Origin of the sequence: Pseudomonas karstica (assembly GCF_009707515.1) — a bacterium.
GTDB lineage: Bacteria > Pseudomonadota > Gammaproteobacteria > Pseudomonadales > Pseudomonadaceae > Aquipseudomonas > Aquipseudomonas karstica.
The window spans coordinates 263091-283275 of sequence record NZ_WLYI01000001.1 but is presented as its reverse complement, the minus strand read 5'-3'; the positions used below and the strand labels follow the sequence as shown (position 1 = coordinate 283275).

The window sequence follows — 20185 nt, the reverse complement described above, 5'->3', positions numbered from 1 at the left end:
AGGCGCGAGCAAGCTCGCGCCTACAGAAAAGGGCGTTACAACGACTCCAGGCACCCTGCCAGGTCATTGCCCAGCTTTTCCAGCACCTGCTCATAACCCTGGGCCGTAGCCGGGGTGTAGCCACCGAGTGCGTCCAGTTCTGCCAGTTTTACTGGCAAACCAGCAACCAGCGTCTCTGCCAGGCGCGGGCGCAACGGCGGCTCACTGAACACGCAAGTCTTGCCCACTTCCTGCAAACGGGTGCGCATCGCCGCCACATGCTGGGCGCCGGGCTGCACTTCGGCAGCAACGCTGAACACCCCAGCGTGCTTGAGACCGTAGGCCTCTTCGAAATAATCAAACGCTTCGTGGAATACGAAGTAAGGTTTGCCGGCGGTACCCGCCAGACGCGTCTTCAAGCGTATATCCAGCGCATCCAGACGGCCTTCAAAGGCCTTTACGTTGCTCTGATAACGCTCGGCATTGGTGGGATCGGCCGCACTGAGGTCCGCCGCCATGCGGGCGGCGATTACCCGGGCATTGACCGTCGACAGCCACAAATGGGCATCCAGGCTGCCAGGGCGATGATCGTGATCATGCTCGTCGGCTTCATCGCCATGTGAGTGGCTATCTTCGCCAAAACGCCGGAGTTTCATCCCAGGCAGGTCCTGAACCGCCACCGTCGGCAAATGGCGACCCTTCAAGACACGCGGCAGAAAGCTTTCCATGTCAGGACCGATCCAATACAACAGTTCCACCGACTGCACACGCCGTACGTCGGAAGGACGCAACGCGTAGTTATGCGGCGACGCCCCCGGCGCCAGCAACACCTCTGGAACGGCCACTCCGTCCTGCACAGCCGCAGCAATCAGTTGCAGAGGCTTGATACTGGTCAGCACTCGAACCTCGGCCTGAGCAGCGCCTGCAATGAACAAACTGGTGACAAATACGACAAAAATGGGAAAAAGTCGGGACACGATAACCACTCAAGGAGGCAGGAACGGGTAACATAATAACGTCTCTCACAAATATCTGTCGCCGCTCATGCCTAAAACACCGCTTGCCAGCCGTCCCCATGATCACTCTCACTGCGTACACACCGCGCTGTCGGAGGCCGATGCCCTGTGCGCACGTCAAGGCCTGCGCCTGACCGCCTTGCGCCGGCGGGTGCTGGAGTTGGTCTGGCAAAGCCATAAACCCTTGGGCGCCTACGACATCCTCGGCGTGCTCAGCGAGCAGGATGGCCGTCGCGCTGCGCCGCCGACGGTTTACCGCGCACTGGACTTCCTGCTGGAAAACGGCTTGGTGCACCGCATCGCCTCGCTCAACGCGTTCGTCGGCTGCAATCATCCAGAACACGCCCATCAAGGCCAGTTCCTGATCTGCCGCGAATGCCACGCCGCCATCGAGCTTGAACAAAAAAGCATCAGCGACAGCATCATCAAGAGCGCGGGTGATGTCGGCTTCACGGTGGAAGGGCAAACCGTCGAAGTCGTTGGCATTTGCTCGGGCTGCCGGGGGGCTTGATGAGCACTGCGCTAATCCGCCTGGAGCAGGTCGGCGTCACATTCGCCGGGCAGAACGTGCTGGACAATATTGCGCTGAGCGTCGAGCCAGGGCAGATCGTCACGCTGATCGGACCCAACGGTGCGGGCAAGACCACCCTGGTGCGCGCCGTACTTGGCTTGCTCAAGCCCGACAGCGGCAGCGTGTGGCGCAAGCCGAAGCTGCGGGTGGGCTATATGCCGCAAAAACTGCATGTCGACCCAACCCTGCCACTGTCGGTATTGCGCTTCCTGCGCCTGGTGCCGGGGACCGACCGCGCCCGCGCCCTGTCCGCTCTCAAGGAGGTCGGCGCCGAGCAAGTGATCGACAGCCCGATACAAAAAATCTCCGGCGGCGAAATGCAGCGCGTATTGCTGGCCCGCGCACTGTTGCGCGAACCGCAGTTGCTGGTGCTCGATGAGCCCGTCCAAGGCGTCGACGTCGCCGGCCAGGCCGAGCTGTATAGCCTGATCACTCGCCTGCGAGACCGCCACGGCTGCGGCGTGCTGATGGTCTCTCATGATTTGCACCTGGTGATGAGCACTACCGACCAGGTGGTATGCCTCAATCGCCACGTCTGTTGCTCCGGCCACCCGGAGCAGGTCAGCGGCGACCCAGCCTTCGTCGAGCTGTTCGGCAAGAACGCCCAAAGCCTGGCGATTTATCACCACCACCATGATCACGCCCATGACCTGCATGGTGCCGTGGTCGACGACACATCTGCGCCCCATACTCACGTTCACGGAGATAGCTGCAAGCATGGCTGATTTTCTGCTCTACGCCCTGCTGGCAGGCTTGGCCCTGGCACTGGTGGCAGGCCCGCTGGGTTCGTTCGTGGTCTGGCGCCGCATGGCCTATTTTGGCGACACCCTGTCCCATGCTGCGCTACTCGGCGTGGCCATGGGTTTTCTGCTGGATGTCAGCCCAACCATCGCCGTCACCGTCGGCTGCCTGCTGCTGGCGGTGCTACTGGTGACCTTGCAACAGCGCCAGCCACTGGCTTCCGACACGCTACTGGGGATTCTGGCGCCGAGCACCCTGTCATTAGGCTTGGTGGTGCTGAGCTTCATGCATGAAGTGCGCATCGACCTGATGGCCTATCTGTTTGGCGACCTGCTGGCAATCAGCCCGAACGATCTGGCCTGGATCCTCGGTGGCAGCGCAGTCGTGCTGGTGCTGTTGGTAGTGCTGTGGCGCCCGTTGCTGGCGATCACCGTCCACGAAGAGTTGGCCACCGTCGAAGGCTTGCCGGTGGCTGCACTGCGCTTGGCCCTGATGCTGTTAATTGCCGTAGTGATCGCTGTCGCAATGAAGATTGTCGGCGTATTGTTGATCACCTCACTGCTGATCATTCCTGCGGCTGCCGCCCAGCGTCACGCCCGCTCTCCGGAGCAAATGGCGGTTGGCGCCAGCTTTTTGGGGACGATTGCGGTGTGTGGTGGCCTGGCGCTGTCCTGGTTCAAAGATACCCCCGCCGGGCCGTCGATTGTGGTCACGGCAGCCGCGCTGTTTCTGCTGAGCTTTGTCCTGCCTCGCCGTGGGGTGTAGACTTGCTCGCTTTTTGCGCAAATAGAGAGTCGCAGGAATGAAGCTGTTCACCTCCCGTTATCTGCTCCTTGCCGCATTTTCCCTGCTGCTGGGCGCCTGTCAAAGCACGCCGCTCGCGCCCCCCGAGGCCTCGCAGACGCGGGCCGCGGTCATCGCGCAGCTGGAACAAAACCTGGCCAGCAGTGAGCTGGCCACCGCTGAAGACCAGCTCTCCACATTACAGGCCCAGTCGCCCAACGATCCAACCCTGGAGCCTTACCAACGCCAATTGGCCGAAGCTTATTTGCAGCGCAGCCAGATCGTCCTGCAAAAAGGCGATGTCAACGCGGCCGCGACGGCGTTGAGCCGCGCTCGAGCGCTGATGCCCACGGCCCCTGCCCTGACTGGCGGCGTCAACAGCGCTATCGCCCATGCCCGCAAAGCCGAGCTCGACAAGGCCGAAGCCGCTTTGAAAGCGGCCGAAACCAAGCCCCCCGCCAAGGTCATCGATCCGGCGGCTGAAAGCACTACCGTGGCGTTGAACCTCACTGATATCCAGGCGTTGCGCCATCAATTGGATGCGATTGCCACCGATGTGGTGAATTACCAGTGCGATGTCAGCATTCAGGCGCCCCGCACCCAGGACTACCCATGGCTGGCTACTTTGCTGACCAAACGGGTGAAACGGATTGACCCTGCGTATGACCTGAAAATTCACCGGCAGATTCTCAAGCACATTCCGGCGCAGGTCGTGCTGATTCCGCACAAGACGGACTGACACCACGTGATGATCATTCCCACGAAGAGCGTGGGAATGATCATGCTGGTGATTAAGCCGGAACCGCCTTGGCCTTCGGCTCGCGATCCCAGACCCGGTGCTGGGCAATCGCCGCAAAAAACGCCTTGAACGCCTTGGCATCCCCGCCAACAATCAACCCCGCATCCGTCGTAAGCTTCAGCACATCCAGCAACTGCTTTGCCTCCCCGGCCAAGGCAATCGCCTTCAAATGCTTGTAGGCCTCCAGCAGGTAATGCAACGCAACGCCGTCGCCGCTCAACGCTTGGACCGACTTGGCACCACCAGGCACAAACACCGCGTCAAACGCTACCGACGGCAAGCCTTCCATGGAGGCGTCTACCGGCAGGCTCTTGCCATCAGAGGTAATCACCGGAGCGGAAGTTGGCCCCAACAGCTTGGCGTGAGCGCCTTCGGCTCGCAGTGCCTTCTTCAGCGCGGCAATCGCTGCACCATCGACGCCATTGGCCGCAAGAATGGCCACTTTTCGCGTCTTGATATCCCCTGCCAGAAGATTCGCCTGGCTCAGTGCCGGCGAACGTTCGGGGGATGTCTTGCGTTCCGCCACCGTACCTTTCTTCGGCACCGGCAGCCCCAGGTTCAGCGCCACACGCTTGGCCAGTTCCAGGTCGATATTGGCCAGGATCTCATTGACCTGGCGCGCCCGGATAAATTCGCGCTCCACCTTACCGAGTTCAAAGCTGTAGGCCGCAATGATGTGCTCCTGTTCAGGCTTGCTCATGCTGCGGAAAAACAGCCGCGCCTGGGAGAAGTGATCGCCGAACGACTCACTACGTTCGCGAATCTTGTGGGCATCAATGCGCTCCGGATAGGTTTCAAACCCACCGTCTTGCGCCGCAGGCGGGGTTTCTTTCGGCCAACCGCCATCAATCGAGTTCGGCTCATAAGAGGCACGCCCCTTGTCGATGGTGGTGCGGTGCATGGCATCACGCTGGCCGCTATGGAACGGCGCCACCGGGCGGTTGATCGGCAACTCGTGAAAGTTCGGCCCACCCAGACGACTGATCTGCGTGTCGGTGTAGGAAAACAGCCGCCCCTGCAGCAGCGGATCATTGCTGAAATCGATACCCGGCACGATATGCCCCGGGCAGAAAGCAACCTGCTCGACTTCGGCAAAAAAGTTGTCCGGGTTACGGTTAAGTACCATCTTGCCCAGTGGCGTAATAGGTACAAGCTCTTCGGGAATGAGCTTGGTCGGGTCAAGAAGATCGAAATCGAAGCTATGTTCGTCCTCTTCGGCAACGACCTGCACCCCCAGCTCCCACTCTGGGTAATCCCCCCCCTCAATGGATTCCCACAGGTCCCGACGATGGAAGTCGGTGTCTTTACCGGCAAGCTTTTGCGCCTCATCCCACACCAGCGAGCAAGTACCTACCGTAGGACGCCAGTGGAATTTGACGAAACAGGATTTACCTTCGGCATTCACCAGACGAAAGGTGTGCACGCCAAACCCTTGCATCATCCGCAGGCTTTTAGGAATCGCCCGGTCAGACATGGCCCAAATCACCATGTGCGCCGACTCCGGCTGCAGCGAAACAAAATCCCAGAAGGTATCGTGGGCCGAGCCGCCAGTAGGCGTTTCGTTATGAGGCTCAGGTTTTACCGCATGGACGAAGTCAGGAAACTTGATCGCATCCTGAATGAAAAATATCGGCATGTTGTTGCCCACCAGATCGAAGTTGCCTTCGTCGGTGAAAAACTTCACGGCAAAACCACGTACATCACGCACGGTATCGCCGGAACCTCGCGGGCCCTGCACGGTTGAGAAGCGGGCAAAGACTGGAGTCTTGTGCGCAGGATTACTCAAGAAACCGGCCTTGGTCAGCGCCGAGTGATTCTCATAACTCTGGAAATACCCATGGGCCCCAGTGCCGCGAGCATGGACGATGCGTTCCGGAATGCGCTCGTGGTCAAAGTGCGTGATCTTTTCACGCATGATGAAATCTTCCAGCAGTGAGGGACCGCGAGCGCCGCCCTTCAAGCTGTTCTGGTTATCGGAGATTTTTACACCTTGATTGGTGCGCAATGCCTGGCCCGTCGCATCAGAACGAAACGCTTCCAGGCTTTGCAGCTTGGCATTGGTGTTGCCACGGTCCACGGTATCAGTCCCCGCAAGCTCGCTTTTAGGCGGGGTCATTGGTTTTTTTGTGCTCATCAGACAAAAGCTCCTTGTTTGCATGGGCCAGAGCTATCCCCCGGCTCGCATAAGAAAAACCCTGGGCACGGCACCCGGGAACTTCGAGTTGCTTAAGTAGTGACTGGCACGGTTTTACGCCGTTCCTTTTTTATGACCTTTGATCGCGTTATTGCCAAATCGCTGGATGAATGCGAAATAAATGCTAAGAAACGCTATACGGACAGGCTAAAATGCGCGTCCGGCTAACCGCTGATCCCTTTTCAATGCGCCCCACAAGGTTCGCTACGTGATCGAGTTTCATAACGTCCATAAAACCTACCGCGTCGCCGGTAAGGATATTCCCGCCCTGCACCCCACCAGCCTGCGCGTCGAGAACGGCCAGGTGTTCGGCCTGATTGGCCACTCCGGTGCGGGAAAAAGTACTCTGCTGCGCCTGATCAATCGTCTGGAAGAACCCAGCGGTGGCCAGATCAACGTGGATGACGAAGTAGTCACCTCCCTGGATGCCAACGACCTGCGGCGTTTCCGCCAGCAGGTCGGGATGATCTTCCAGCACTTCAACCTGCTGGCGTCCAAGACTGTTGCCGACAACGTGGCGCTGCCGCTGACCCTGGCGGGCGAGTTGTCGCGCCGCGAGATCGATCAACGCGTGGCGCAATTGCTGGAGCGGGTCGGCCTGTCGGACCATGCCAAGAAGTACCCGGCGCAGCTGTCCGGTGGCCAGAAACAACGGGTCGGCATCGCCCGCGCCCTGGCCACCAAACCAAAAATCCTGCTGTGCGACGAGGCCACCAGCGCCCTCGACCCGCAGACGACGGCTTCGGTATTGCAGCTGCTGGCAGAGATCAACCGCGAGCTGAAGCTGACCATCGTACTGATCACCCATGAGATGGACGTGATTCGCCGGGTCTGCGACCAGGTGGCCGTGATGGACGCCGGCGTCATCGTCGAGCAGGGCTCGGTGGCCGATGTTTTCTTGCACCCCAAACACCCGACTACCAAGCGTTTCGTACAAGAATCCGAGCAGATCGACGAAGGTGAGCAGCGCGATGACTTCGCCCACGTCCCGGGCCGCATCGTGCGCCTGACGTTCCAGGGCGAAGCGACCTACGCACCGCTGCTGGGTACCGTCGCCCGCGAAACGGGAGTGGACTACAGCATCCTCGCCGGTCGTATCGACCGCATCAAAGACATCCCCTACGGGCAACTGACCCTCGCCGTCACCGGCGGCGACATGGAGGCGGCATTCGCCCGCTTCACCGCGGCAGACGTCCACATGGAGGTGCTGCGCTAATGGAGACCCTGTTGAGTTTTTTCGCCAACATCGACTGGTATGAAATCTGGCTCGCTACTGGCGACACTATGTTCATGCTCTTCGGTTCGCTGCTGTTCACCGTATTGCTTGGCCTGCCTTTGGGCGTGCTGCTGTTTCTGTGCAGCCCACGCCAATTGTTCGAACAAAAAGGCCTGTACGCCCTGCTGTCACTGATCGTGAACATCCTGCGCTCGCTGCCGTTCATCATTTTGCTGATTGTGATGATTCCGTTCACGGTGCTGATCACCGGCACCTCCCTCGGCGTTGCAGGCGCGATTCCGCCACTGGTCGTTGGAGCGACGCCATTTTTTGCGCGACTGGTGGAAACCGCCTTGCGTGAAGTGGATCGCGGGATTATCGAAGCCACCCAGGCCATGGGGGCCAGTACCCGGCAAATCATCACCAATGCGCTGCTGCCCGAAGCCCGTCCCGGTATTTTCGCAGCGATTACGGTGACGGCAATTACGCTGGTTTCCTACACGGCCATGGCCGGTGTAGTGGGCGCTGGCGGCCTGGGTGACTTGGCAATCCGTTTCGGCTACCAGCGTTTCCAGACCGACGTAATGGTTGTGACTGTGGTGCTGCTGTTGATCCTGGTGCAAATTCTGCAAACCGTCGGCGATAAGCTGGTGGTGCACTTTTCTCGAAAATAACGGCAATTCCCGGCACGAAGCCGACAAATGCCCGAATAAGGAGCTTACTGGATGAAAAAAATACTGGTTGCTTTCGCCGCCGTTGCCGCGTTTTCCGCCCACGCCGCCGAGACCCTGACGGTCGCTGCCTCGCCGGTACCGCATGCGGAAATTCTTGAATTCGTGAAGCCTGCACTTGCCAAAGAAGGTGTCGACCTGCAAGTCAAAGTCTTCACCGACTACGTGCAGCCGAACGTACAGGTGGCTGAAAAGCGCCTGGACGCCAACTTTTTCCAGCACCAGCCGTACCTGGATGAATTCAACAAAGCCAAGGGCACTCACCTGGTGAGCGTTGCCGGTGTGCACCTGGAACCCCTGGGCGCTTACTCCAGCAAGTACAAGAAGCTGGACGAGTTGCCAAGCGGCGCCAACGTGGTGATCCCCAACGACGCCACCAACGGAGGTCGTGCCTTGCTGCTGCTGGCCAAGAACAACCTGATCACCCTGAAGGATCCGACCAACATCCTGGCGACCATCAAGGACATCACCAGTAACCCGAAAGACCTGAAATTCCGCGAACTGGAAGCCGCCACCCTGCCGCGCGTGCTGACCCAGGTCGACCTGGCACTGATCAACACCAACTACGCCCTGGAAGCCAAGCTGGATCCGGCCAAGGACGCGCTGGCCATCGAAGGCAGCGACTCACCTTACGTGAACATCCTGGTGGCCCGCGAGGACAACAAAGATTCGGACGCCATGAAGAAGCTGGCTGCAGCCCTGCACAACCCGCAAGTGAAGAAGTTCATCGAAGAGAAGTACAAAGGCGCAGTAAAGCCGGCGTTCTGACCCTCCCCGCCTGATCGTTCCCACGCGCGCGCGGGAACGATCCGCACCAGGCTTATTTACGCTGCAACAACCCCGGCAACTGCGCCAGCAGCTTCTGGTTATTCAACGGCGCACGGATAAACCCACGCTGGGTCCCATCCGGGCCAATCAGCGCCAGGTTGCCGCTGTGGTCGACGGTGTAGTTGGGCTTGCTGGTATCCGCCGGAATGAACGGGATACTCACCGCATTGGACACCTTCTGCACATCGTCCACCGATGCACCGGTCAAGCCTGCAAACTGCGGGTCAAAGTAACCCAGGTACTGCTTGAGCTGCGCCGGGGTGTCGCGATGGGGATCGACACTGACCAGGATCACCTGCAGCTTGTCCACCACGTCCTTGGGCAACTCGCTCTTGATCTGTCGCAGTTGGGCGAGAGTGGTCGGGCAAATGTCCGGACAAAAGGTGTAGCCGAAAAACAGCACGCTCCACTTGTCTTTCAGCTCATTGACCACTACCGGCTGGCCGTCCTGGTTGGTCATGGTCACGGGCGGTAGCTGCCGGCTTTGCGGCAGCAGGATAATACCCGCATCGATCAACGCCGTCGGATCGCCCTGGCCTTTGCCGGACAGCACCTTGTTAACGGTCAGGCCCATGATCAACGCGACCACGGCCACCAGAATAAAGACAGTTTTTTGAGTTCGAGTCATAGGTTCAACAGTAAGTAGTGGTCTACGAGCAGGGCGATAAACAGCAAAAACAGGTACCAGATAGAGTACTTGAAGGTGCTGATCGCCGCGTGCGGCCGACTGCCACGGTACAGCACCCAGGCCCATTGCAGAAAGCGCCCGCCCAGAACCAGTGCACACCCCAGGTACAGCAGGCCACTCATGTGGATGACATAGGGCATCAGGCTGACCGCCAGCAAGACGAAGGTGTACAGCAGGATATGCACCTTGGTGTAGTACTCGCCATGGGTGACCGGCAACATCGGTATATCGGCCTTGGCGTATTCCTCCTTGCGGTGAATGGCCAGGGCCCAGAAATGTGGCGGCGTCCAGGCGAAGATGATCAACACCAACAGCAGCGGTTCGGCACTGACGTGCCCGGTGACAGCGACCCAGCCCAGCAAGGGAGGCGCGGCGCCCGCCAGGCCGCCGATGACGATATTCTGTGGTGTCGCCCGCTTTAGGAAGCCAGTGTAGATCACCGCGTAGCCCAACAATGACGCCAGCGTCAGCCAGGCCGCCAATGGATTGGTAAACGCCAGTAACAAGGCCAACCCGGCCACAGCCAGCGCCAGGGCGAAGGTCAGGGCAGCGACGGGTGAGACGCGACCTTCTGCCAGTGGACGTTTGTGAGTGCGCGCCATCACCGCATCAATACGACGATCCACTACATGATTGACCGCCGCAGCACCACCGGCACACAGGGCGATGCCCAGGTTGCCGAAGATCAGAACCGCCCACGGCACACCCGCGCGAGTGGCGAGGAACATGCCAACCAGGGAGGTGATGAGCATCAGCACCACCACTTTGGGCTTGGTCAGTTCCAGGTAGTCACGCCAGATCGCCTGGCTGTGACGTTCGCCGATCAGGGACGCCATGGCATCTCTCCTTTAATGGTCATGAGGCCCGACACATGCCGACGCGGACTGAAGCGCCACCCCAGCGGCAAGTGATGCCGAACCCGGACCAGGCTGGTTCGAGCGTGGTAATTGATCAGCACCAGGGTCAGCAATAACCCTGCGCCACCCGCGTTATGAGCGACTGCCACCGACAACGGCAGATGGAAATAAACGTTGCTCAGCCCAAGGCTGACTTGCAATGCCAGGGCAATCAGCAGCAGACCAGCCAGACGGGTCATGCCGACCACCTTGAGCTGCCAGGCCAAGCCCAGCAACACGACCGTCACCACTAGCGCCCCGATCCGATGGGTGAGATGTATTGCCGTGCGCGCATCACTGTCGAGTTGCCCACCCAGGTAATTGGGGCCGATGTGCTGGGTCAGGTGAAAACCATTGGCAAAATCAGCCGCCGGCCACCACTGGCCGTGGCAGGTCGGCAAGTCGATACACGCCACCGCCGCATAGTTGGAGCTGACCCAGCCGCCCAAGGCAATCTGACCGATCACCAGCACCAAACCGGCCGTCGCCCAATATTGCAGGCGCTTGGGCACGATCAGCGCGGGCAAGACGCCAGACAGTCGCAGCGTGAGCAAAAACAGCAGGCTCAAGGTCGCAAAGCCACCGAGTAAATGCCCGGTCACCACCTGTGGCCAGAGCTTGAGTGTCACTGTCCACATGCCAAACGCCGCTTGGGCGAACACCACCGCCAGCAGAAACAGCGGCAACTTCAATGGCTGCCCCAGATGGCGCCGATGGGTCCAGGCACGCGCGGCCAGCAAGACGATCAACAAGCCAAGGAACCCGGCAAAGTAACGATGGATCATCTCGCTCCAGCCTTTATCGGCTTCTACGGGAGTATCCGGGAAATGCAGTTCGGCATGGGCCAATTGGGCTTCGCTTTTCGGCACGCTGATAAAGCCATAGCAACCCGGCCAGTCCGGGCAACCGAGGCCTGCGTGGGTCAGCCGGGTATAAGCCCCGAGCAGCACCACAATCAGTGCCAGTAATGTGGCAAACAACGCGAGGCGAAATCCAAGTTTGGCCATGACGATGCCCTTATCCGATATTCGACAGTTTTAACAGGTGGCGCAGATCGTTCAGCAGATCCTTGCCCGTGGCCCGAGCGTCATAGCGCAGCACCAGATTCCCATGGGGGTCGACAATCCACAGCTGGGCGGCGCCCGGTATGGCGGCGCCTTTGTTAAAGGTCGAGAGGTCCAACGGGTAGCGCTGCAACTGTGGGTATTCGGCGTTCAACTTGGCTTCATAGTCGCCACTTACCGGTTGCGCGCTGGCCAAGGCGTGACTGGCCCGGGACGCATCACGCCCCAGGCCGATCTGCAGTTGGCGCGCCAGATACACCAGTTGCTGGCAATCGGCGGCACAGGCAGTGGGGGCGGTGACCAATAATTGCCAGCGGTCTTCGTCCGCCTGCACGCCGATGTCGGCGCGGGTCTGGCCATTGCCGATCAACTCGCCGTGGTAGCTGCGACTTTGCGGCACCCAGAACTGAAACTTGTACATGAAGGTAGCCAGCGTCATCGGGCCGATAACCACCAGCAGGATCAGGATCAGTTGCCAGCGCCCCTTGCGACGATTGGGCGCTGCTGGCGCTTCAGACATGTTGTTCATGACCGCTCCCATGGTGCTTCTCCCTTGCGCTGTGCCATCCGAGGTAGAGGTAAAGGCCGAACAGTGCCACCGCCATGGCGAACCACTGCACGGCATAGCCGAGGTGTTTTTCCGGCCCCATGGCCACCACCGGCCAATGGGTTTCGTAGGTTCCGGGACCCGCCTCGGCTCGTAATTCATAACCAAATCCGGTGCGCCCCAACTCCGCCCACAACGTATCGGGATGCAGTGCTGTCAGCAGCCGCGGCCATGGCGCGCCGGCCGGGTCGACATGCAATTGGAACGTCGCGCCGGGCGCTACGTAGACCCAGGCATCGATATTCAGCGGCTGTTCAGGGGTTGTGAAAACCGGCGGCGTACGCCGATCAGGCCAAGGCAGCCAGCCACGATTGAGCAGCAGCCATAAACCGCTGGCCTGATCATGGAAGGGTTGCAACAACTCGACGCCAACCTTGCCGTCACGCATTCGGTTATCCAGCAGCACGCTGTGCTCGGCATCGAACTGCCCGCGCAAATGCACCCGGCGAAAGGCTGGATCGACCATGGCAGGTAATTGTTTACCGCTCACGGGCTCGGCAGCACGGCGCTCGGCGTAGCTTTCCAGCAGCGCCTGTTTTTCCTCGCCACGGGCCAATTGCCAGAAGCCCAGAAACACCAGCAATGGCAGCAGCACCAGTACCACCAACGTCGGCGCAATCCCGGGGCGAAAGCATTTCATGGCATGGCCGCTGAGATCGACGCGGCGCTGGCTATACTGAATCTCATTGCTCGCCCCTCCCCAAAAAAGAGCCCAGGAGCCGGACCATGCTCAAAGCAGTTATTGCCCTGATGCTGATCGCTACCGTTGTAAGCCTGTTCAGTGGTTTGTTCTTTCTGGTCAAGGACGAGGGCCACTCCAACCGCCTCGTCACTGCCTTGACCGTGCGTGTCACGCTGGCCGTGATCACCCTGGGCTTGATCACCTGGGGTTTCTACAGCGGCCAGCTGGTGTCCCATGCTCCTTGGTAAAAATTGCTGCGCCAAGGCATCTAAAGCACATAAACGAAGAAAAACAGCCCGACCCACACCACATCCACAAAGTGCCAATACCAACTGGCCGCCTCGAAACCAAACTGGTGCTCGGCATTGAAATGCCCCCGCATGATCCGCATAAGCATCACAAACAGGATGATGGTACCGATGGTCACGTGGGCACCGTGAAAGCCGGTGAGCATGAAGAACGTCGCGCCATACACGCCGGAACCCAAGGTCAGCCCCAGCTCTTTATAGGCATGAACGTACTCTTCGACCTGGAACCCGAGAAACGCCATGCCCAGCAACACAGTAATCGCCAGCCAGATTTTCAAAGCGCCACGATGACCTTTGCGCAAGGCATGGTGGGCAATGGTGATAGTCACGCTGGAACTCACCAACAAAATGGTATTGAGCAGAGGCAGGCCCCACGGGCTGATGGTGCCTTCAGGCGCCGGGAACAATTTCGGATCGGGGTTGTTGAGCAACGGCCAGGCGAATTCGAAGTTTGGCCAGAGCATGTGCGCCACGCCCTTGGAACCTTCGCCACCCAGCCATGGCCCTGACAGGTGGCGCACGTAAAACAGCGCACCGAAGAAAGCGATAAAGAACATCACCTCGGAAAAGATGAACCAAGTCATGCCCCAACGAAAAGACCGGTCCATCTGCGGGCTGTACAACCCGGCGCGGCTTTCTTTGATTACCGCGCCAAACCAGCCAAACATCATGTAGGCCAACAACAAACCGCCGACGAAAAAGATCAACGGCCCGTGGGATTCCGGGCGTGCCGCCTTCAGATCATTGAACCAGACACCCAGGCCATACACCGTGACCAGCATGCCAATCGTGGCAATTATGGGCCATTTGCTTTGCGCTGGTACGTAGTACGTATCATGAGTCGACATGTATTCGTTCTCCTAATCGAGCCCGCAGGCACGCCTAGCCGCCGGTATGGACAGCCACGGGCGGTTGGCGCGCGGTGATATCGAACAGCGTGTACGCCAGGGTCAAATGCTTTACATCCTTGGGCATGTCGCGGTCGACAATGAAGCGCACCGGCATCTCGATACGCTCGCCTGGCTGCAGCACTTGCTGGGTGAAACAAAAACACTCGGTCTTGTGGAAGTACATCGCCGCCTCGGCTGGCGAAATGCTCGGGATCGCCTGGGCCGTCATCGGTTTGTCAGTGGGGTTGTAGGCCACGAACAACATCTCGTTGACGGCACCGGGATTGACCACGATCTCATCAGCCGTGGAGTGAAATTCCCAGACCATATCGATCGCATTGGTGGAGAGAAACTGCACCCGCACCTGCCTCGACGGATCGACAACCTGTGACCCCTCGTACTGCCCGGCGGTCTTGCCGTTGATACCGAACGCCTTACACATCACGTCGTAGATCGGCACCAGGGCGAAGCCGAACGCGAACATCGCCAGCACCAGGATCAACAACCGGGTGACTAGGCGCCGCAGAGGCACGGAGTCAGACATGACCGCTTTCCTCTGTAGGAGCGAGCCTGCTCGCGAAAAACCCGAGAGCACCGCGCTCATCCAGGCTGCCGCCCTTCGCGAGCAAGCTCGCTCCTACAGGAGAGCGCCAGCCGCCGGCGGCAATGCTCATTTGACCTCCGGTGGCGTGGAGAAGGTGTGGTACGGCGCCGGCGAAGGAATGCTCCACTCCAACCCTTCAGCCCCATCCCATGGCTTGGCCGGCGCTGGCTTGCCGCCACGGATGCACTTGATGACGATAAACAGGAAGAAGATCTGCGTCGCACCAAAGGCGAAGGCACCGATGGAGGAAACCATGTTGAAATCGGCGAACTGCAGGTTGTAGTCCGGCACCCGTCGCGGCATACCGGCCAGGCCGACGAAGTGCATCGGGAAAAACGCCATGTTCATCCCGATGAACGACAGCCAGAAATGCAGCTTGCCAAGGGTTTCGTCGTACATATGGCCGGTCCATTTCGGCAGCCAGTAGTAGGCCGAAGCGAAAATCCCGAAGATCGCTCCCGGCACCAGTACGTAATGGAAGTGCGCCACCACAAAGTAAGTGTCGTGGTACTGGAAGTCTGCCGGAGCAATGGCCAACATCAGCCCCGAGAAGCCGCCAATGGTGAACAGGATCACAAAGGCCACGGCAAACAGCATCGGCGTCTCAAAGGTCAGCGAGCCTTGCCACATAGTACTGACCCAGTTGAACACCTTGACCCCGGTGGGCACCGCGATCAACAGGGTGGCGTACATGAAGAACAGTTCGCCCACCAGCGGAATGCCTACCACGAACATGTGGTGCGCCCACACGATGAACGACAGGAACGCAATGCTCGCCGTGGCGTACACCATTGAGGTGTAGCCGAACAGCGGCTTGCGCGAGAACGCGGGAATGATCGAGCTGACGGCCCCGAAGGCCGGCAGGATCATGATGTAAACCTCTGGGTGGCCGAAGAACCAGAACACGTGCTGGAACAACACCGGGTCACCGCCCCCGGCGGCACTGAAGAAGCTGGTGCCGAAGTGGATGTCCATCAGCATCATGGTCACGCAACCGGCCAGCACCGGCATCACCGCGATCAGCAGGAAGGCCGTGATCAGCCAGGTCCAGACGAAAAGCGGCATCTTCATCAAGGTCATGCCTGGCGCGCGCAGGTTGAGGATGGTGGCGACCACATTGATCGCGCCCATGATCGAGCTGATGCCCATCAGGTGAATGGCGAAGATAAAAAAGGTCACGCTTTCCGGCGCGTACGTAGTGGACAGCGGGGCGTAGAAGGTCCAGCCAAAGTTAGGCCCGCCACCGGGCATGAACAGGGTCGATACCAACAGCAGAAACGCCGCCGGCAGTAGCCAGAAACTGAAATTGTTCATCCGTGGCAGGGCCATGTCGGGCGCGCCGATCATTAAGGGCACCATCCAGTTGGCCAGGCCCACGAACGCCGGCATCACCGCACCGAAGACCATGATCAGGCCATGCATGGTGGTCATCTGGTTGAAGAACGCCGGCTCGACGATCTGCAAGCCCGGCTGGAACAGTTCGGCACGGATCACCATGGCAAACGAGCCGCCGAGCAGGAACATGGCGAAGCTGAACCACAGGTACATGGTCCCGATGTCTTTATGGTTGGTGGTCAGCACCCAGCGCATCAGGCCCTTGGCGGGGCCGTGAGCGTGGTCACCGGCGTGAGCGTGGTCATCGATCACAGCGCTCATGGCCTTTCTCCTGCAAACGAGTGGGCGGGTCGGTCATCAGACCGGTTCAGGGAATACGCAATGAATGAGGTCATTTGCTTTCCGCCTGTTTGAGTGCCAGCACGTCTTTGGGGGTGACCATGTCGCCTTTATTGTTGCCCCAGGCGTTGCGCTCGTAGGTCACGACAGCGGCGATATCAACTTCCGAGAGTTGCTTGCCGAACGCAGCCATCGCGGTTCCTGGCTTGCCGTGATAGACGATACCCAAGTGTTCTTCCTTGGCCCCTGTGGCGATTTTCGAACCCTTGAGCGCCGGGAACATCGGTGGCAGGCCCTGGCCTTCGGCCTGGTGACAGGCCACACAGGTGGTGTGGTAGACCTTGTCGCCACGGGCCACCAGCTCTTCAAGGGTCCATTCCTTGGAGGTCAGTTCCTTGAGCTTGGCGGCCTCTTCCTTGCGCTCGCCCAGCCAGGTGTCGTAGTCGGCCTTGGACTTGACCTCCACCACGATCGGCATGAAGCCGTGGTCCTTGCCGCACAACTCGGCGCATTGGCCACGGTAGATGCCAGGCTTCTCGACACGGGTCCAGGCCTCGTTGACGAAGCCGGGGATGGCATCGCGCTTGACCGCAAACGCCGGCACCCACCAGGAGTGGATCACGTCGGCGGCAGTCACCAGGAAACGCACTTTGGCGCCCACCGGCAACACCAGAGGCTGATCGACTTCCAGAAGGTAATGCTCGCCTTTGACAGCCTGATTATGGATTTGCTCGGCGGGGGTGGCCAGGTTGCTGAAGAACTCGACGTCCTGGCCCAGATACTTGTAATGCCACTTCCACTGATAGCCGGTGACCTGGATATCGATATCCGACTCACTGCTGTCGTAGATGTTGATCAGGGTCTTGGTAGCTGGAATGGCCATAGCCACCAGGATCAGCAAGGGCACCACTGTCCAGAGAATCTCAACCGTCGTGCTCTCGTGGAACTTGGCCGCCACCTGGCCGGTTGAGCGTCGATGAATGATCATCGACCAGAACATCGCGCCAAACACGATGACTCCGATCACCACACAGATCCAGAAAATGGTCATGTGCAGGTCAAACACGGCGTGACTTACTTCAGTCGCCCCTGGTGCCATATTCGTCGTCCAGGCGGCCTGCGCCTGGCTGAATACTGACCACAAGAGTAGGCCCATCCAAACGTGTGGATGTCGCGTCATTGCGGGTTCCCCTTATCGTTCTTGTTATCCCGCCGGTTTGCACCTGCGGCCAAGGGAGCGGCTTCCAATACTGCAAACACACCGCCAAGCCTTGCCTGCTCATGCAGTCTGGCGTCATCAGCTAATTGCGTACAACCCCGAGTATAGACAGCGACCGCCACCCCGCAATGTGAGGGGCCAAATGAGTAAAAATGGACGAACGGGGCCCTCAAACCGGCAAGTAATGGGGTTTATCCGACGAACGATGGCATTTCGATATAACGCTTGTGCATAACCATGAAATAATTATGTCAAATGCGTCTTAGCCGCTCGTAGTAACGAGCTACCTTATGCTCTCCCTTTTCCTACGCCTGTATTCTCGGAGCTTTCATGAACACCGCCGCATTGCGCGAGCAGATTTCCCGTGCCCGTCAACACGAAGCCAGCACCGGCCAGCTTGCCCGGCAACTGGAAGCCAAATTGCCGCACCTGCACTCGGCCATTTCCTTGGCAGAGGGTGATCGCAATGTTGTCATGACCCGTTTTGTCACGGCCTACATTGACCTCGTCCCGGACCTGCTAGACGCCGCCAACGACGTGGCTCGAGAGGCTGGAATCGAGAGCCAGATCAAACCGGTACTGAAAATCGCCGAGCATTTCTTCCTGCAACCGCCAGCGATCCTTGCCGGCCATGAAGGCCTGGATGGTTTGCTGGATGAGGCTTACCTGGCTCACCGCCTGGTGGAAGAGGTCAACGACCTGTACATCAAGCATTTCGGCCAGCCACTGATTCCGCTGGATACCACCGTGGCAAACTTGATTGCCCACCAGTTGATTGGTGAAACGTTCGCCAATCAACTGGATGAGGCAGTGCACCACGCAGTGGATGAAATGCTCGATGAAGACAGCTTCGCCCTGGAGTCTGTCGAAACCTACCGCGACACGCTCAAGAGCCCAGACACCGAAGCGGCCTGGAAGCGCTGGCCATGCCTGTCGCGGCAACTGGGCGTGGGGCTGGAATTGGATCAGCCGGCATCGTTGTAGGCTGACACAAATCAAATGTGGAACCGGACTTGCCCATGATGAGGGTGTGACAGTCGATATCTTATATGACTGACGCGCCACCATCATGGGCAAGCCCGACTCCCACAGGGCTCAACATGTTCAGACTGCTGCCGATCCTATTCTGGTAGTCGTCCGCACCCTGCCTTCCAATCTGCGCTTCAACCCTCGAGCCTCAATCACCAGCTTCGAACCGTTGGCCGCGTTAGCACGCCCCCATTCCTCCAGTAACTCAAGGCAGGAGTGATCGATATAACTCAGGTTATTGAGCGGCACATGCACGGTAGACCCCGCCGGTACCGTCGACAGTACCCGGGTCAACGCCGGCACCTTGAGAAAGGTCGCCGCCCCGATCAGCCGCAGCTCCATTTCACCATCCTGAGGCAGATCGATCAGACTGACTTTCAGCCGTGAAGCCTTCCACGCCAGCTTGACCAGGGTCAATCCAAAACCCACCAGAACACCAGTCAGCAAGTCAGTAAAGATGATCGCCAGGGCAGTGGCTGCATAGGTGAACATCGGCATCCGACCATAGCGGCCCAGGCCACGAAAGGCCTTGATATCCACCAGCTTGATCCCGGTGTACACCAGCACACCCGCCAGGCTCGCCACAGGAATGCTTTGCAGCACACTGGACAGCAGCAACACAAAGGCGAGCAACCACACGCCATGGAATATCGCAGACAAACGCGTGGTGGCACCCGCCTGGACGTTGGCTGAACTGCGCACGATCACGCCAGTCATGGGCAACGCGCCCATCAAGCCGCAGAGCATGTTGCCTACGCCTTGCGCCGACAGTTCTTTATCAAAATCGGAGCGCTGGCCATTGTGCATTCGATCAACGGCTGCTGCCGAAAGCAGGGTTTCAGCACTGGCGATAAAGGCCACGGCGAAGGCCGCGATCAACAGGTTGGGATCCGCCAGGTTCAACAGATCGCTGGGGCGCAACCAATCGATAGCGTCGGCCAGGTTCTCCGGCACCTCCACGCGCTTGACCTGCAGGGCCAGTACCAGACTCGCCACCGTCGCCATACCCACGCCAAGGAGAGCGCCCGGCACGAAACGCAGCTTTTGCGGACGAAACTTGTCCCACAGCCACATCACCAGAATCGTCGATAGCCCTAATAAACCGGCCTGCCAACCCAACCCGCCACCCAGCGTGGGAATGGCCTGAACCAACGCTGCCGGGAAGCCGGCAAGGTTATCCAGGCCTGACGGTTTCGGCGCACCGTCGAGCATCACATGGACTTGTGACAGGACGATCAGCACCCCGATCCCGGCCAACATCCCGTACACCACCGCAGGGGCTGTCACACGGAACCAGCAACCCAGGCGCAGGCGCCCTGCCACCAGTTGCAGGAAGCCCGCCAGCAGCAGGATAGGGCCGAGCATGAGCATGCCATGCTGGCGTACCAGCTCGAACACCAGCACCGCCAACCCGGCCGCCGGGCCACTGACCTGCAGCGGCGAACCGGCCAACCATCCCACCACCAGGCCACCAATGATCCCGGTGATCAGGCCTTTGGCCGGTGGCATGCCAGAGGCAATGGCAATCCCCATGCACAAGGGCAGGGCGACCAGAAACACAACCACGGACGCCAATAACTCCCGTGGCAATACAGCTTTTAATTGAGCAGCACGCATGATGACTCTCCCGAGGCATTCGCCGGACATGGCAAGGCCTGGCTGCACA

General features: G+C 59.4%; 21 protein-coding genes. 9 read left to right on the top strand and 12 right to left on the bottom strand.

All coding sequences use genetic code 11. The features are described from left to right. Positions 1-35: 35 nt before the first annotated feature. Positions 36-965 carry a metal ABC transporter solute-binding protein, Zn/Mn family gene (locus GIR22_RS01305; protein ID WP_178122025.1) on the bottom strand — a complete coding sequence of 310 codons (930 nt, stop codon included), beginning with the start codon at positions 963-965 and terminating at the stop codon, positions 36-38. Between the two features lie 58 nt (positions 966-1023). On the opposite strand from GIR22_RS01305, the gene zur reads away from it, so the two are divergent. From zur to GIR22_RS01285, 4 genes are read left to right on the top strand one after another with little or no spacing between them, the layout of a single operon-like run. Beyond that, positions 1024-1506, top strand: a complete 483-nt coding sequence (gene zur, locus GIR22_RS01300) for a zinc uptake transcriptional repressor Zur (protein WP_154741528.1) — start codon at positions 1024-1026, stop codon at positions 1504-1506. After that, positions 1506-2291: a zinc ABC transporter ATP-binding protein ZnuC gene (gene znuC, locus GIR22_RS01295; protein WP_154741527.1), complete on the top strand. Its 786-nt coding sequence runs from the start codon at positions 1506-1508 to the stop codon at positions 2289-2291. Before zur ends, znuC begins: the two co-directional genes overlap by 1 nt. Beyond that, complete coding sequence (znuB, locus tag GIR22_RS01290) at positions 2284-3072, top strand: zinc ABC transporter permease subunit ZnuB (protein WP_154741526.1); 789 nt, start codon at positions 2284-2286, stop codon at positions 3070-3072. The genes znuC and znuB overlap by 8 nt, the downstream gene beginning before the upstream one ends. A 37-nt stretch (positions 3073-3109) precedes the next feature. After that, positions 3110-3829, top strand: a complete 720-nt coding sequence (locus GIR22_RS01285; protein WP_154741525.1) for a PA5502 family lipoprotein — start codon at positions 3110-3112, stop codon at positions 3827-3829. Positions 3830-3881: 52 nt separating this feature from the next. Here GIR22_RS01285 and katE read toward each other — a convergent pair whose 3' ends face one another. Continuing rightward, positions 3882-6023 carry a catalase HPII gene (katE, locus tag GIR22_RS01280; protein WP_154741524.1) on the bottom strand — a complete coding sequence of 714 codons (2142 nt, stop codon included), beginning with the start codon at positions 6021-6023 and terminating at the stop codon, positions 3882-3884. A 268-nt stretch (positions 6024-6291) separates the two neighbouring features. Between katE and GIR22_RS01275 the strand changes: the two genes are divergently transcribed. The 3 genes from GIR22_RS01275 to GIR22_RS01265 are packed head-to-tail and all read left to right on the top strand — an operon-like array spanning position 6292 to position 8798. Continuing rightward, on the top strand, positions 6292-7299 hold the full coding sequence (locus GIR22_RS01275; RefSeq protein WP_178122024.1) for an ATP-binding cassette domain-containing protein: 1008 nt from the start codon (positions 6292-6294) through the stop codon (positions 7297-7299). Continuing rightward, positions 7299-7973 carry a methionine ABC transporter permease gene (locus GIR22_RS01270; RefSeq protein ID WP_154741523.1) on the top strand — a complete coding sequence of 225 codons (675 nt, stop codon included), beginning with the start codon at positions 7299-7301 and terminating at the stop codon, positions 7971-7973. The genes GIR22_RS01275 and GIR22_RS01270 overlap by 1 nt, the downstream gene beginning before the upstream one ends. Before the next feature lie 51 nt (positions 7974-8024). After that, positions 8025-8798, top strand: a complete 774-nt coding sequence (locus GIR22_RS01265; protein WP_154741522.1) for a MetQ/NlpA family ABC transporter substrate-binding protein — start codon at positions 8025-8027, stop codon at positions 8796-8798. 52 nt (positions 8799-8850) lie between these two features. On the opposite strand, the gene GIR22_RS01260 is transcribed toward GIR22_RS01265, so the two are convergent. Genes GIR22_RS01260 through GIR22_RS01240 form a run of 5 tightly spaced genes read right to left on the bottom strand, consistent with a single transcriptional unit; the run spans position 8851 to position 12753 of the window. Then, positions 8851-9486 carry an SCO family protein gene (locus GIR22_RS01260; protein ID WP_154741521.1) on the bottom strand — a complete coding sequence of 212 codons (636 nt, stop codon included), beginning with the start codon at positions 9484-9486 and terminating at the stop codon, positions 8851-8853. Continuing rightward, positions 9483-10382 carry a heme o synthase gene (gene cyoE, locus GIR22_RS01255; protein ID WP_154741520.1) on the bottom strand — a complete coding sequence of 300 codons (900 nt, stop codon included), beginning with the start codon at positions 10380-10382 and terminating at the stop codon, positions 9483-9485. Before cyoE ends, GIR22_RS01260 begins: the two co-directional genes overlap by 4 nt. Beyond that, positions 10370-11449, bottom strand: a complete 1080-nt coding sequence (locus GIR22_RS01250) for a COX15/CtaA family protein (RefSeq protein ID WP_154741519.1) — start codon at positions 11447-11449, stop codon at positions 10370-10372. Before GIR22_RS01250 ends, cyoE begins: the two co-directional genes overlap by 13 nt. Positions 11450-11459: 10 nt before the next feature. Beyond that, a complete protein-coding gene (locus tag GIR22_RS01245; RefSeq protein WP_154741518.1) occupies positions 11460-12047 on the bottom strand; it encodes a hypothetical protein in 588 nt (195 codons plus the stop codon). Then, positions 12019-12753, bottom strand: coding sequence for an SURF1 family protein (locus GIR22_RS01240; protein WP_154741517.1), 735 nt, complete (start codon positions 12751-12753; stop codon positions 12019-12021). The genes GIR22_RS01245 and GIR22_RS01240 overlap by 29 nt, the downstream gene beginning before the upstream one ends. Positions 12754-12839: 86 nt before the next feature. Between GIR22_RS01240 and GIR22_RS01235 the strand changes: the two genes are divergently transcribed. Next, complete coding sequence (locus GIR22_RS01235) at positions 12840-13043, top strand: twin transmembrane helix small protein (RefSeq protein ID WP_154741516.1); 204 nt, start codon at positions 12840-12842, stop codon at positions 13041-13043. A 20-nt stretch (positions 13044-13063) separates the two neighbouring features. Here the strand turns inward: GIR22_RS01235 and GIR22_RS01230 are convergent, their stop codons facing one another. From GIR22_RS01230 to coxB, 4 genes are all read right to left on the bottom strand, one after another. Then, positions 13064-13951 carry a cytochrome c oxidase subunit 3 gene (locus GIR22_RS01230; protein WP_154741515.1) on the bottom strand — a complete coding sequence of 296 codons (888 nt, stop codon included), beginning with the start codon at positions 13949-13951 and terminating at the stop codon, positions 13064-13066. 34 nt (positions 13952-13985) lie between these two features. Continuing rightward, positions 13986-14537, bottom strand: a complete 552-nt coding sequence (locus tag GIR22_RS01225; RefSeq protein ID WP_154741514.1) for a cytochrome c oxidase assembly protein — start codon at positions 14535-14537, stop codon at positions 13986-13988. 126 nt (positions 14538-14663) lie between these two features. Continuing rightward, entirely contained in the window at positions 14664-16253 is a 1590-nt protein-coding gene (gene ctaD, locus GIR22_RS01220; protein WP_154741513.1) for a cytochrome c oxidase subunit I, read from the bottom strand. Positions 16254-16323: 70 nt separating this feature from the next. Then, complete coding sequence (gene coxB / locus GIR22_RS01215; protein ID WP_154741512.1) at positions 16324-17451, bottom strand: cytochrome c oxidase subunit II; 1128 nt, start codon at positions 17449-17451, stop codon at positions 16324-16326. A gap of 369 nt (positions 17452-17820) precedes the next feature. On the opposite strand from coxB, the gene GIR22_RS01210 reads away from it, so the two are divergent. Further along, positions 17821-18474: a hypothetical protein gene (locus tag GIR22_RS01210; RefSeq protein ID WP_154741511.1), complete on the top strand. Its 654-nt coding sequence runs from the start codon at positions 17821-17823 to the stop codon at positions 18472-18474. 120 nt (positions 18475-18594) lie between these two features. Here the strand turns inward: GIR22_RS01210 and GIR22_RS01205 are convergent, their stop codons facing one another. Next, on the bottom strand, positions 18595-20136 hold the full coding sequence (locus GIR22_RS01205; RefSeq protein ID WP_154741510.1) for a SulP family inorganic anion transporter: 1542 nt from the start codon (positions 20134-20136) through the stop codon (positions 18595-18597). Between the last annotated feature and the right edge of the window lie 49 nt (positions 20137-20185).